Consider the following 13,436-nt stretch of genomic DNA (forward strand, 5'->3'; position numbering starts at 1 on the left):
CCTGTGACTGTAGAGGGGCGCGAACTACACGTCGCCCAGTTGCTGACGCGTCGGCAGACCTTCGCTGTCACCAATGACCTGAATCGCCATCGAACCAATTTTGTTGCCGCGACGAATCGCCTGCGGCAACGACTGACCTTCCAGCAGGGCGCTGATGACGCCAACGGCAAAGCCGTCTCCGGCGCCTACGGTATCCACCACGTTGTCGACTTTGATCGCCTCAACCTGGCCCTGCTCGCCCTGCGCCGTTTTATACCAGGCACCGTCACAACCGGTTTTAATCACGACCGCTTTCACGCCCTTATCGAGATAGAAATCCGCGATCGCTTCTGGCTGACGATAGCCGGTCAGAATCAGCCCCTCTTTTTCGCCCGGCAGTACCCAGTCGGCATACTCCGCCAGCAGATTGAGCTGCTTACGCATCTCCTCTTCGCTGCGCCACAGTACCGGCCGCAGGTTAGGGTCAAACGAGATAGTTTTACCGCGCGCACGCATCTCTTTGGCGGTGTGCTTCAGCAACTCCAGCGAACTCTCTGACAGCGCCGCCGCCACACCGCTCAGGTGCAGATGTCGCGCCGAACCAAAATAGTCCGCGTCAAAATCGTCGACCGACAGATGGCTGGCCGCCGAGCCTTTACGAAAATATTCCACCAGCGGATCAGAGCCGTCGTCGACTTTGGACTTGAGCTGAAAACCGGTGGGATAGCGCTTATCGACCGTCACCCGGGTGTGGTCGATACCCTCTTTTTCCAGCTGCTGGCAGATAAACCGGCCAAAAGCGTCATCGCCAATACGACTGACCCAGCCCACTTTCAGGCCAAGACGAGCCAGGCCGGTCGCCACATTGAGTTCAGCGCCCGCCGCGCGTTTAACAAAGGTCTCTGCTGCGGCCAGGTCGCCGGTTTCACGGGCGATGAACATCGCCATCGCTTCACCGATAGTGACAACATCAAGCGGACCGTTGTGATGCATAGTGTGATGCGTGGTCATCTTCACTCCTTACACGTTACGCAGCAGCGACACGTAGTGGCGTGTCACCGCAGTCAGATCGTCGCCTTCCAGCGGAAATTCAATACCGCGCGGTGCCTGTGCGGGCAACTGTTGCAGCAGTGTGCGCCAGTGGTCATCAGCCTCATCCAGCGCAATCGCGCGGTAGCTATCCTGGTGCGCCACGGCGGCTTTGACATGCACATAGCCCACCTGCGCAGCCAGCTGTTGCGCCGCCTGATCGGCATCCTCACCGGTCCAGCACCAGTTACCCATATCAAAGGTCATGCTGATCGGCAGATCCGCTTCCCTGACCGCCGTGAAAAAGGCGACTGACGGAGCCAGTCGGCCATGCTCAGTCTGGTCGTTTTCTACCGTCAGCTGAAACGGCAGATCCGCCAGCAGCGCCTGCAACGCTTCGCGAGGCAGCGCACCGGTGAACTCTCCCAGCGCCACTTTCAGCCGCTGAGCGTTTAACTGGCGTGCTTCTTCAACGTAGTGGGTTATACGGGGATTGATTTCGCCGCCGTCACAAAACAGCGTATCGGGCACCGAATAGCTGCTGTGCAGCTGATGCTGCGCCACCGCCCGGGCCAGTGCCGGCAGATCGGCCAGTGCCGCGTCATCAAGCAGTTCGCGGCGGATTTCGACCCCGTCTGCGCCCGCCTGCAGGATAATCGGCAGCAGCGCACGCTGACCGCCGAGAGCGGCGATCTGTGCGTGGCCATATGCGGCGGTCACCACGATGATGTCAGGTTTCATGTTCTACTCCATGGCAGGGTTCTGCCCATAACGAATACAAAAACCCTAAATGGAACCGGTTCCAAAGCAAAGCAGCAAACTGTGAAATTATGATCGTGCTCACGAAGCGAGCACGTAAACGGAAGGTTAAATCTGAAATTCAGTTAAGAGGCTGGCTGGAGCCGCGAACGATAAGTTCGCCAGAGAAGACCTGCTCGGCAACCGGCAATCCGCTGCCTTCGATGCGCGCAATCAGTCGTTCCAGCGCACTGTAGCCAATCTGCCAGGTGGGCTGTTTCAGCGTGGTGATACCGACACCGGCCAGCGCCGCCCACTCCAGTTCGTCAAAACCGAGCAGGCCGATATCGCGGCCCCAGTGCAGATTGAGTCTTTGTAGCGATCGCGCTACCTGCAGGGTCAGCGCCCCGTTGGCGACCATCACTGCGCAACGTTTGCCGGTGTGACGCTGATGAAAGGCCAGCAGCGCCTGATCCAGCGCGGCGGGCTGATGCAGCGCCACTTCCGTATTCTCATGCTCAACCTGCGGATGCTCTGCCAGTAGCTGGCGGAAGGCCTGCAGGCGCTCACGGCGCGTGTTGACGCTGCCCAGCGGCTCGCTAAGAAACAGCAGCGCATCATAGCCATTGTCGACCAGATGCCGCGTTGCCGTTTCAGCTGCCTCGGCGTTATTCAGGCCCACCACATCGCAGGGAAAATCGGGGATTTTACGGTCAATCAGCACCATCGGCAGCAGGGATTGTTGCAGATGGTTCAGCACCTCTTCGCGCATCCCGACGGCGTTAACCACAATGCCCTCAACCTGATAGCTGCTCAGCAATTGCAGATAGTGCTGCTCCAGATCCACTTCGTTATTGGTGTTACACATCAGCAGCGTGAAGCCCTGCTCGCGGCAGGCGGCTTCAATACCGCTCATGACATCAACAGAATAGGGATTGGTGATATCGGCGATAATCAGCCCGATCAGGCGGGTACGTCCGCGCTTCAGGCCGCGCGCCATCTGACTCGGGCGATAGCTGAGATCAGCAATAGCCTGTTCGATCCGCGCTTTCAGACCGGCAGAGAGCAGATGCAGTTCACCATTGAGATAGCGTGAAACGCTGGTTTTACCGGTTCGTGCCGCGTGAGCAACATCGCTGATGGTGGCGCGAGGCGGCCTGATTTTCATGAGATATCCTGCGTAATAAGAAACCCGGCAGAGACTAGCACAAGCAAAGCCCGGCGCAAAAAGCGCTACGCCGGTAATTGCAGCCAGGGTTGCCACAGGGTCTGTAACGTTTCCGGCGGTGCACCATCAATCAGCCGGATGACCATTTCAGCCACCTGTTCACCGGCCTGATGCGGCGTCGCCTGACGAATGGCGACAATGGGATGATCGAGAATCGCATCTCGCGGCAATCCTTCCCAGCCCGCCAGCAGAATGGCACCCTCGCCCGCTGCACTCCCGGCCAGTTGCAGCGCCAGAGCCGCGCCTTCAGCCAGCGCAGCGCAGTCGGTGATGATCACTTCCGGTACTGGCCCCTCTGCCAGCCACTCCCGGGTTTGCTGATAGCCGGCGCGACGCGACGGTGCCACCGCCGCCATCGCGTAAGGCGTAACTTCCCCCAGCGCCGTCAGATAACCCTGACGCCGGTCACGCACCCGCGTACTGTTTTCATTGCTGCCAAGCCAGGCTATCCGCTGCCGTCCCTGCGCCAGCGACCAGCCCACCGCCAGCTGTGAACCGGCAAGGTGATCAACATCAAACCACGCATAGGTCGATGGCAGATCGCTGCGGCCCAGCGCCAGAAAACGAAAATTGGTCTGGAGCAGAGCATGAAGCCGACTGTCTTCTGGCGTGGTGTGGCCGACGATCAGGGCATCAACGGCGCCACTGCGCAGCAGGCGTGTCAGCGTCGACTGACTCTGCTGCTTATCCGCCAGCAACAGCAGGTTAATGTCATAACGGGCAAGGTGATGCTCCAGCGCCAGCAGCATGTCGCTGAAGTCGCTGCCATTCAGGGGAGAGGCACCGATCGGGTAGACGAACCCCACCGCGTTAGCACGGCCGGTTTTCAGACGCCGGGCCGCCGCATTAGGCCGGTAGCCACGCCGCTGCGCTTCCTCTTCGATGCGTTTACGCGTCTCCCGAGCGACATCCTGATAACCGTTGAGGGCGCGGCTGACGGTCGTTACGGAAAGACCTAAAACCGCAGCGATGGCTTTAAGAGACATGGGAAGGCGTCCATTGATCAATTTTTGATCAGACTACCATAAAGCCTCTGCTGGCTCTATTCGCAGAAACATTACTGATACTTTTAACGCGATGCTTTACAGAAAAAAGGCGCCCCCGGGCGGGGGCGACCGCGTTTATCCCAGCGGGCTGAGAGTGATCTCAACACGACGGTTTTGTGCTTTGCCTGCTTCGGTGCTGTTGCTGGCAACCGGGTTATCCGGGCCTGCACCTTGGGTGCGCAGGCGATCGCTGGCAACACCCTGCACGATCAACGCGCTGGCGACGCTTTCAGCACGCTGCTGTGACAGACGCATGTTCAGCGCGCGGGTGCCGGTGCTGTCGGTATAACCCACTACGTTTACCGCGGTTTTCGGATACTCTTTCAGCACCATTGAAACACCTGTCAGGGTGTTCGCGCCGGCAGGTTTCAGATTGCTGCTGCTGGAGTCGAAGGTGACATTGTTTGGCATATTCAGGACGATGTTATCGCCATTACGGGTCACGCTGACGCCCGTTCCGCGCATCTTGTCGCGCAGTTTCGCTTCCTGCACATCCATGTAGTAACCCACGCCACCGCCCAGTGCGGCTCCGCCAGCAGCACCAATCAGCGCACCTTTACGGCGATCTTTCTTCGACGAGGAGAGTACACCGACACCGGCACCCACTAACGCACCCAGGCCTGCGCCCACACCTGACTTACCCGCCTGAGATTCGCCGGTGTAAGGATTGGTGGTACAACCTGGCAGGGCCAGACTGCCGCTTAATAACAAGGTGATGGCGATTAATTTCTTCTGCATTTTTGTTCCCTTACATTCGACACACAGGGGAAAACCTTTCCCATAAGTGGCACGATTATGCCGCCTGGTGGCCGGGAATGTAGTGAGGAAAAATCCTGATTTAGCGGGAATTACGCCTTTTGGTTGTCAGGATGGCAAAAACAGTTGCTCTGATGATCGTTTATCAGCCCGCAGGCCTGCATAAAGGAGTAGCAGATTGTGGGGCCGATGAATTTGAAACCACGCTGCTTTAGCGCCTTCGAGAGCGCAATGGCCTGCTCTGAGGTGGTGGGAGCCTGACTATAGTCAGGATAATGGTGGACGATTTGCACGTTATCGACAAATTGCCAGACGAAGTGGCTGAAATCCTCGCCTTGCGCTTCCATCTGAAGATAAGCACGGGCGTTGGCGATAATCGCCGCGATTTTTCCGGCGTGGCGGATAATGCCGCTGTTGAGCATCAGCGTGTCGATCTCTGCCGCATCCATCTGTGCAATCGCCTGCGGATCAAACTGGTGAAACGCCGCCCGATAGTTTTCGCGCTTTTTCAGCACGGTAATCCAGGATAACCCCGCCTGCTGTCCTTCCAGACAGAGCATCTCAAACAGCGCACGCTTGTCTCTCTGTGCCACACCCCACTCCCTGTCGTGATAAGCCAGATAGAGGGGATCCTGCGTTACCCAACCACATCGTTGCATCGCATTGTTCCTTTATAACGAGAATATTTTAGCGGTCCGCTTGATCTTAGAATTAATCGGTTGATAGTTAAACGATCACCGGTTAAATAACAGAGACGGGCCGAAATTTAATTTAAACGCCGGATAATAACTTCAGCCTTGCCTGGAGAAGCGATGTTGCCGAGAAGCGGTTGGAAAGGTCTGCGGATCTGCTGTGCTGTATGGCTGTTAATCTTAACGCAACCGACTTTTGCGCGCGGCGGCATCTCTGCGCCTCAACATCCCGACTTTCTGCCCGACTACGATACGATTCTGGCGGAGAAGATCGCCCTGACGCCACTCGCCTTCAGCGATGAGAGCCGCGCCCTGTTTGAAGCCGCCATCAACTCTCCCACCGCGTCACCCATCGCCGTCCACAGTGAAACCGGCAGCGTAGGCACCACCCCGCTGGGAAAACGCTATCGGGCTGGGGTTGACCTGCCCATTGCCCCGTCATTTACCACCGGGCCGGTGGCGCAGTATGCCGTTGATCCGCAGCAGATGAACTGTCTGCAATGTGACTACAGCGATCAACAGAGTCGTGAGCAGAGCGCCAGCGTCGGCTGGCGCATCGATTCACAGCAGGGATGGATATCGCCCTGGGCGCAGCTGAGTTATCACTATCTGCTGGCAGACACGCCGCAGAATTCCCGGCGTGAGGCGACGAACGGCACCGATCAGTCCGAAGGCATCGATCTGAGCATCGGTGCACAAGTGCCTCTGAACGATAATCTGGCGGCTTTCGCCGCGTTTTCACAAAGCGAAGCGCTGAATAACCAGGAGCAGCAACTTTATACCTTTGGCTTCAGCGCCAGCTTCTGACCGGGGCATGAAAAGAGAAAGGGAATCGGGCGTTTAAAATATAATGAGTCCGCTAATCATTATACTGGTAACACTATGCGCAACGATTTGACAATTATTGGCCGTGAAATGACGGTCTTCATACTGGCAGCACTCTTTCTCGCTCTGATGATATTGCCCATCTATATTGATGTGGCCTGGATGAATGATGCGCTGCACGAAACTTCTTTTACTGAAACCACCCAGGAAATCATGCTGGCGGTGATTGCCGCCCTGTTCTTTATTGCGGCCCAGCGCCGTCCGGCTCAGCGCGGTGCGCTGACCTTAGTGGCGGGCTTCTATAGCTGTATGCTGATCCGTGAGCTCGACTTTGTGTTTGATGCCATCCAGCATGGCAGCTGGATCTGGTTCGCCCTGGCGATGACGGCCGGTTGTCTGGCCGTCGCGCTGCGAACGCCGAAAAAAACCCTGCATGCGCTGGCCAGGCTGCTGCAACACCGCAGCTGGCCGGTGATGGCCTCCGGCTTTTTAGTGGTGCTGGTCTTCTCACGACTGTTTGGTATTCATGCGTTGTGGCAGCACCTGATGCTGGGGGATTACAACCGCGTGGTGAAAAACATGGCCGAAGAGGGTACCGAACTGCTGGGTTACGGCCTGTGCTGGCTGGCCTCGGTTCGCTATCTATGGCAGACCCGTCCGGCCGCTGTCGCCGTCAGCGTGCGCGCCACCGAATCTGCACCGGCCCGACACAGCACCTCTCCGGTCACCTCGCACTGATCCGCACTCTTGCTTTTTAAGCGATCCGCATCATTAAAAAAGGTACAATAAACACTTCTGCGTCGGCGACGGGTTCCCGGCGCAAGGTGTTCGTTAACCTCAGGTCTTTTCATGTCAGCTAAAATCTTAACTTCAACGCTCATTGGCCTGGATGCCTTCCGACAGGATCCGCTGACTGCCCTGCAGCAGGCGGAAAAGGGCACGCTGGCGGTGTTAGATAATTATGCGCCGGTGATGTACGCCATCACACCTAAGCGTCTGGCTGAGCTGCTGTCGCTGGAAGCCGCCGCCCGGCAGCCGAATGATGTGGCGCTGGATGACAGCCTGTATGACGATTCCCCCGCCGCGATCCATACGCCGGCAGGTAAGTTCGCCATGTATCAGGGCTGGCAGCCGGATGCCGACTTTACGCGCCAGGCCGCGATCTGGGGTGTGTCGCTGGGCGAACCGGTGACCCCCAGCGAGCTGGCGGCCTTTGTGGCTTACTGGCAGGCGGAAGGCCGGATGTTCCATCATGTACAGTGGCAACAGAAACTGGCACGCAGCATTCAGATGAACCGTGCCGCAAACGGCGGGCAACCGAAGCGTGATATCACGCAGTTGCCCGATCCTGACCGTACCATTCCCGATGGTTTCCGAGGTGAATGATGAAAACGCCAAACGATCTCTTTAACCGTCTGAAAAAAATGATGCCCGCAGGCACACGTCCTAAATTTGCCAATGGCGAAGAGCTGCTGGCGTGGAATCAGGAGCAGGGTCGCCTGCGATCAGAGGCGATTGTGCGTGAGAATCGCGCAATGAAAATGCAGCGCGTAATGGGCCGTTCCGGCATTCGCGAGCTGCATATGAACTGCTCATTTGATAATTACCGGGTAGAGAATGAGGGACAGCGCAAGGCGCTGGAACTGGCGCGTCAGTATGCCGCTGAATTTGATGGCAGCATCGCCAGTTTTGTTTTTTCAGGCCGTCCCGGCACCGGTAAAAACCATCTGGCCGCCGCGATTGGCAACGACCTGATCCTGCGCGGTAAAAGCGTGCTGATCGTGACGGTTGCTGATTTGATGTCGAGCATGAAGGGCACCTTCAGCGGCAGCAGCGGCATTACCGAAGAGCGGCTGATTCAGGATCTCAGCAGTGTTGATCTGCTGGTGATTGATGAGATCGGTATGCAGAGCGAATCGCGCTACGAAAAAGTGATTATTAACCAGATTGTCGATCGCCGATCCTCCTCGAAACGCCCGACCGGCATGTTATCCAACCTCGACCATGCGGGCATGAATACGCTGCTGGGCGAGCGTGTCATGGACCGTATGCGCCTCGGCAACAGCCTGTGGGTGCGCTTCGACTGGGAAAGCTATCGCAGTCGGGTACGCGGCGACGAATATTAAACAGTGACCCGGCAGCGCCGGGTCACTGCGCTCATCAGGCCTGAAGCCCCTCTTCATAACGACAAGCTACACCGCCTTTGACCTTCCGCCCATGCCCGGCGCAGCCGGACGCGCTGAGTCAGGATCATTCCGACGTCCGGCCACTGGTGCAGCAGAAAACCCGGCATTAATCCCACGATCTGATCGCGGTCACGATCTTAGCCACAGGCGATCGGGTTGTGTGAAACCGCCCGCAAAAGTGTGGGATGTGGAATACGTATGGGCTGATACACTCAATTCTTACTCCTCTGTTGAGTGAACCCGTAATGAAAACGAACGGCAAAGGCCCTGCACTACTGCGACTGAATAACCAGAAACGGGTGATGACTCAGCTGCGTAAGCTGCGCGTGACGTCGCGTCAGGATCTGGCGGAGGCGCTGACACTCAGCAAAAATACCGTCTCCTTAATCATTGATGACCTGCTGGAGCAGGGTCTGATAGAGGAGCTGGGGCCGGTCAGCGTCGCGTCCGCCGGACGGCCTAAAATCGGGATTACCCTGCGACCGGAAAAGCTCAAGAGCGCAGGCATCATGGTGGAACGCAACGTTATCCACTGGCGGGTCTGCGACTATTTTTCACAGGTGCTGGCTGAAAAGACGCTGCGCACCGATACCAGTAACCCGACCCGACTGCTGGCTGAGCTGGCGATGCTGTGCCGGGAACTGATGAAAAGCTATCCTGATTTGCTCGGCATTGGCCTGGGTTTTCCCGGTATCGTCGATCCCCGGCGCGGCTGGATGCATATTTCATTGCCCCTCGAATGGCAGGATGTTGACCTGCTGGGCGCGCTGAGTAAGCACGTCAGTCTCCCCATCCGCATTATGAATAATGTCAAAGCCGCTGCGCTGCTGGCGGTACAGCTGCGTGGATTATCAGTGGAGAGCGGTCACTTTTATCTGCGTATTTCCGAGGGAATTGGCGGCGCACTGGTACAGCATGGTGAAGTCTTTACCGGGCACAGCTGGACGGCGGGCGAGGCGGGACATCTGGTTGTCCAGCCCGACGGCCCGCGTTGCAGCTGTGGCCGCCGCGGTTGCCTGGAAGCGCTGGTCAGCCAGCCTGCGGTTAAACAGCAGCTGGCGCAGCGTCAGCCTGGCCTGAGCTGGCAGAACCGCGACAGCGCGCCACGGGTGGTGGATGAGGTGATGGCGCAGGCGGGTGGCTATCTGGGTGCGGCGCTGAGTCAGATTATGCTGCTGCTCAATCCCGCCACCATCATCATTGATTGTCCGTGGAACGCCAGTGAAGTCTTCTGCAAGGCGGTACGTACTACCGCACACGGCAACGCGCTGGCCTTTACCGCCGCACATACCCTGCTGCACTTTCCTGAGCAACGGATCGATCCGGCCAACGGGCTGGCGCTGGCGGTGCTGGAGCAGAGTGAGCAGCGGGTATAATTACATGCACTCAATAGTTATTAGATTGCGTAACGTAAACATCTAATATGAATTTATATTTTTCAAAAAAGACCTTTTGATAGAAAAATTATAGTGATCAAATTAGAAAATATGCTAATACTTTAAATACCAATATCGTTTAGTGAGGCTGAAATGGAAATCAATAAGATCACTGAGCTCCCAAAAGATGCTCCGACTTTACTTAAAGGTGGAAGTGAGAAAATGTCATCCAAACCTTTAGATGAACTTGTTATCGGGCTAGTTTGTTCGGTTGGAACTAATCTTGATGTTATCACCACTAAAATAAAAGAGCGACTATCCTTATTTAAGTTTAGAAGTCATGAGATTAAAGTATCTTCAGATATAATAGCCGCCCTTACTGGTCAAACTAATTATTCCAATGATTATCAGCGAATTGAAGGATTAATGAGTAAAGGTAATGAGTTAAGACAACAAAGTGAGTGCAATTATATATTATCACTTGGGGCAATTGGAAGGATTGATGAAATACGCAATAACGACATCCAAATTCAAAACAACAACAAGGGTGTTGCCTATATAATAAACTCAATAAAACACCCTGAAGAAGTCCATAAATTAAGAGAAGTATATGGTTCGAATTTTTTACTTTTTGGTGTTTTTTCAGAAGAAAAGAGAAGGCTTGATAACCTCACAAAAAACAAAGGTATAGATCCCGAAGATGCTAAAAAGTTGATTGCCAGAGATGAGGATGAGGTCGCAGGCCATGGTCAGCACACTAGAGACACATTTCATTTAGCAGACTTTTTCTTAAGTCAGGATGGAAAGGATGATAAACTTAACAATGATATCAAAAGAGCTTTAGAACTTATTTTTGGTAACCCTTTCATAACTCCCACATTTGATGAGTTCGCTATGTATATGGCTTTTTCTTCTGCATTAAGATCTGCAGATTTGTCAAGACAGGTGGGTGCGGTATTGGCAAAGAACAACTCCATTATATCCACTGGTGCAAATGATGTCCCTAAGTTTGGAGGCGGATTATATTGGCCAGAGTTTAACGAAAAAAATAGTAGCTTTGAAGATCACCCTGAAGGAAGAGATTATATAAGAGGATATGATTCTAACTCTAGACAAAAAAAGGAAATAATAGATGACATTTTATCTCGCCTTCCAAAGAGAATGCAAAGCAACGTTGAAAATGCTTTAAATGATAGTCTAATCCAGGATATTACAGAGTATGGCCGAGTTGTACATGCTGAAATGGAAGCAATTCTTTCTTGTGCCAGAACACAGGTCAGCACACAAGATTCAAATATTTATTGCACAACTTTCCCATGCCATAATTGCGCAAAACATATTATTGCTTCAGGTATTAAAAGAGTTATTTATATTGAGCCTTACCCTAAAAGTAAGGCATATGATTTTCACTCGGAAACGATAACTAGCGATATAAGCGATCTAAATAAGGTTGTTTTTGAGCCTTTCATCGGAATAGGCCCTAGAGTATATTTCAATTTATTTTCTTTAGTTAACGGCAATGGAAATAAAATAAAAAGAAAAGACAAATCAGGCAATGCTTTAAAGTGGAATGAAGAAAATGCTTCATTAAGAAACAAAAATCTACCCATGACCTACTTGGATAAAGAGAAAGTTTCTGTTAATTTACTAGCAAAAATTATAGGAGTTTAAGATGGCTTGTGAAAATAACCTTATCAAACATATAATTGAGACAAAAAAAATTGTAGAAGGATGGCCGGAATGGAAAAAAAACTCTCTTGGTGGCAGTGATTATAAGACTAAGACTATAAAAGTTTTGAGCTATGATAGCTTTGACAAAAATATCTCAAAGAAAAAATAATCCAAAAGCCCCCTCTGGGGGCTTTTATTAAAATAAAAGTAATTTTTTAACCTCCTCCTAGATATCATGTAACAAGAATAAAATCTTGATGATGCAAATTAACTCTAAACTCCACCTTCATAAATAAAAACCAAATAGACCTAATGGGTTAGCTTATTGTTTTATAAAAACCCATTACTTTATAGCGATTCCTCTCTAAAAAAAACGCACATGAGCGACTAATTCTTTAGCTTGCCTGAATAAAAAGCTCACACAGCGATAATGTATCTTATAAAAAGCCACCTCATGCAAAAAGATATTTATTCACCCTACTTATAAGTGCTTTACTTATGTGATAACGGGCCATAATCGAATAATCATTCTCAAAAATTAACAAAACGACAGAATGAAAATTTATCAGCACCTTGATTTAGCCACTGATAATTCGCCGCTACTGAAAAGTAGCAGCATTAAGAATTTCTTATTCTACCCCTTACAACACATTCTCCCCAAAATGCTGGCGATACTCTTTTGGCGTGGTGTCGTAGCTTTTGCGGAAGACCGAATAGAAGTATTGCAGCGACGGATAGCCGCACATCTGCGAGATCTCGTTGATGTTGAGCGATGAAGAGGCCAGCAGCTCGCGCGCTTTTTCCAGTTTTTCACGATGGATCATCGCATGGAGGGTGTCGCCGGTCTCATCCCGAAAGCGTTTTTCCAGATTAGAGCGCGACAGCCCGACTGCATCCAGCACCTGCTCCACTTTGATCCCCTTACAGGCGTTGAAGCGGATGTAGTGCATCGCCTGAATCACCGCCGGATCGCGCAGCGAGCGGAAGTCGGTAGAGCGCCGGGCGATGACTTTCACCGGTGGCACCAGGATACGCTGAAGCGGTAAGGGCTGCTTATCCAGCAGCCGATGCAGCAGTTTGGCCGCCTGATAGCCCATCTGTCGCGAGCCCTGCGCCACGGACGAGAGCGCCACGCGTGACAGATAGCGGGTCAGCTCCTCATTATCAATCCCGATCACCGTAAGCTTCTCCGGCACCGGTATTTTCAGGTGTTCGCACGCCTGCAGCAGGTGTCGCGCCCGTGAATCCGTGACGGCGATAATGCCGGTTTGCGGCGGCAGCGTCTGCAGCCAGTCGGCGAGACGGTTCTGGGCGTGCTGCCAGTTTTCCGGCGCGGTTTCCATGCCCTGGTAGACCACGCCCTGATAGCGCTCACGTCCCACCAGCTGGCGAAACGCCTGTTCACGCTCCTGTGCCCAGCGCTTGCCGCTGGAGGCCGGTAAACCATAAAAGGCAAAGCGATTAATGCCCTTCTCTTTCAGATGCAGAAAGGCTTTCTCCACCAGCGCGGCGTTGTCAGTCGCGATGTAGTGCACCGGCGGATAATCCTCCTGCCGATGATAAGAGCCGCCAACGCCGACAATCGGCACGGAAACATTCGACAGCAGGGTTTCGATAGAGCGATCGTCGTAATCGGCGATCACCCCATCGCCCAGCCACTCCCGGATGTTGTCGATGCGGCAGCGGAAATCTTCTTCGATGAAGATATCCCAGTCAGTCTGCGACGCCTGCAGATACTCACCGACGCCCTCCACAACCTGACGGTCATACACTTTGTTGGCGTTAAACAGCAGGGTAATGCGATAACGTTTCTCATGCATGATGGCGCGTTCCCTTAAATCCTCAGCGCATTGCATAACACGGCTGAAAGGGGCAAAAAAATTGTTTGCGCCACAATGTGATCGCCCGCG

Annotated in this window: 14 protein-coding genes; 7 read left to right on the forward strand and 7 right to left on the reverse strand. The window is 53.5% G+C overall.

Annotated elements, in window-relative coordinates; genetic code table 11:
* Positions 1–24 precede the first annotated feature (24 nt).
* The 6 genes from GVJ63_RS19140 to GVJ63_RS19165 all read right to left on the reverse strand — a co-directional run bounded on the left by GVJ63_RS19140 (position 25) and on the right by GVJ63_RS19165 (position 5,435).
* Positions 25–990 carry a sugar kinase gene (locus tag GVJ63_RS19140; RefSeq protein WP_159227240.1) on the reverse strand — a complete coding sequence of 322 codons (966 nt, stop codon included), beginning with the start codon at positions 988–990 and terminating at the stop codon, positions 25–27.
* A gap of 9 nt (positions 991–999) precedes the next feature.
* Complete coding sequence (locus tag GVJ63_RS19145) at positions 1,000–1,749, reverse strand: sugar phosphate isomerase/epimerase (protein ID WP_159227241.1); 750 nt, start codon at positions 1,747–1,749, stop codon at positions 1,000–1,002.
* 139 nt (positions 1,750–1,888) lie between these two features.
* Positions 1,889–2,914, reverse strand: a complete 1,026-nt coding sequence (locus GVJ63_RS19150) for a LacI family DNA-binding transcriptional regulator (protein ID WP_061703507.1) — start codon at positions 2,912–2,914, stop codon at positions 1,889–1,891.
* A 65-nt stretch (positions 2,915–2,979) separates the two neighbouring features.
* Entirely contained in the window at positions 2,980–3,960 is a 981-nt protein-coding gene (locus GVJ63_RS19155) for a LacI family DNA-binding transcriptional regulator (protein ID WP_159227242.1), read from the reverse strand.
* 135 nt (positions 3,961–4,095) lie between these two features.
* Complete coding sequence (locus tag GVJ63_RS19160) at positions 4,096–4,758, reverse strand: OmpA family lipoprotein (protein ID WP_010258904.1); 663 nt, start codon at positions 4,756–4,758, stop codon at positions 4,096–4,098.
* 110 nt (positions 4,759–4,868) lie between these two features.
* A complete protein-coding gene (locus tag GVJ63_RS19165) occupies positions 4,869–5,435 on the reverse strand; it encodes a DNA-3-methyladenine glycosylase I (protein WP_031591012.1) in 567 nt (188 codons plus the stop codon).
* Between the two features lie 153 nt (positions 5,436–5,588).
* Between GVJ63_RS19165 and GVJ63_RS19170 the strand changes: the two genes are divergently transcribed.
* The 7 genes from GVJ63_RS19170 (at position 5,589) to GVJ63_RS22265 (ending at position 11,695) form a co-directional block, all read left to right on the forward strand.
* Positions 5,589–6,275: an autotransporter gene (locus GVJ63_RS19170; RefSeq protein WP_052270967.1), complete on the forward strand. Its 687-nt coding sequence runs from the start codon at positions 5,589–5,591 to the stop codon at positions 6,273–6,275.
* Between the two features lie 75 nt (positions 6,276–6,350).
* The gene (locus tag GVJ63_RS19175; protein ID WP_159227243.1) at positions 6,351–7,031 is read left to right on the forward strand and encodes a hypothetical protein; all 681 of its coding nucleotides are present in this window, start codon (positions 6,351–6,353) and stop codon (positions 7,029–7,031) included.
* 111 nt (positions 7,032–7,142) lie between these two features.
* Positions 7,143–7,679, forward strand: a complete 537-nt coding sequence (gene dnaT, locus GVJ63_RS19180) for a primosomal protein DnaT (protein ID WP_159227244.1) — start codon at positions 7,143–7,145, stop codon at positions 7,677–7,679.
* A complete protein-coding gene (dnaC, locus tag GVJ63_RS19185) occupies positions 7,679–8,419 on the forward strand; it encodes a DNA replication protein DnaC (protein ID WP_010258898.1) in 741 nt (246 codons plus the stop codon). The genes dnaT and dnaC overlap by 1 nt, the downstream gene beginning before the upstream one ends.
* 305 nt (positions 8,420–8,724) lie before the next feature.
* Positions 8,725–9,855 (forward strand): ROK family transcriptional regulator, encoded by a 1,131-nt coding sequence (locus tag GVJ63_RS19190; RefSeq protein WP_159227245.1) that lies wholly within the window; start codon positions 8,725–8,727, stop codon positions 9,853–9,855.
* Between the two features lie 153 nt (positions 9,856–10,008).
* Entirely contained in the window at positions 10,009–11,526 is a 1,518-nt protein-coding gene (locus GVJ63_RS19195) for an anti-phage dCTP deaminase (RefSeq protein ID WP_159227246.1), read from the forward strand.
* A 1-nt stretch (position 11,527) separates the two neighbouring features.
* Positions 11,528–11,695, forward strand: a complete 168-nt coding sequence (locus tag GVJ63_RS22265) for a hypothetical protein (RefSeq protein ID WP_200843126.1) — start codon at positions 11,528–11,530, stop codon at positions 11,693–11,695.
* 472 nt (positions 11,696–12,167) lie between these two features.
* Here the strand turns inward: GVJ63_RS22265 and xylR are convergent, their stop codons facing one another.
* Complete coding sequence (xylR, locus tag GVJ63_RS19200; RefSeq protein WP_010258893.1) at positions 12,168–13,346, reverse strand: D-xylose utilization transcriptional activator XylR; 1,179 nt, start codon at positions 13,344–13,346, stop codon at positions 12,168–12,170.
* Positions 13,347–13,436 lie beyond the last annotated feature (90 nt).

This window comes from Pantoea sp. 18059 (assembly GCF_902706165.1).
GTDB classification, from domain to species: Bacteria; Pseudomonadota; Gammaproteobacteria; order Enterobacterales; family Enterobacteriaceae; genus Pantoea; species Pantoea agglomerans.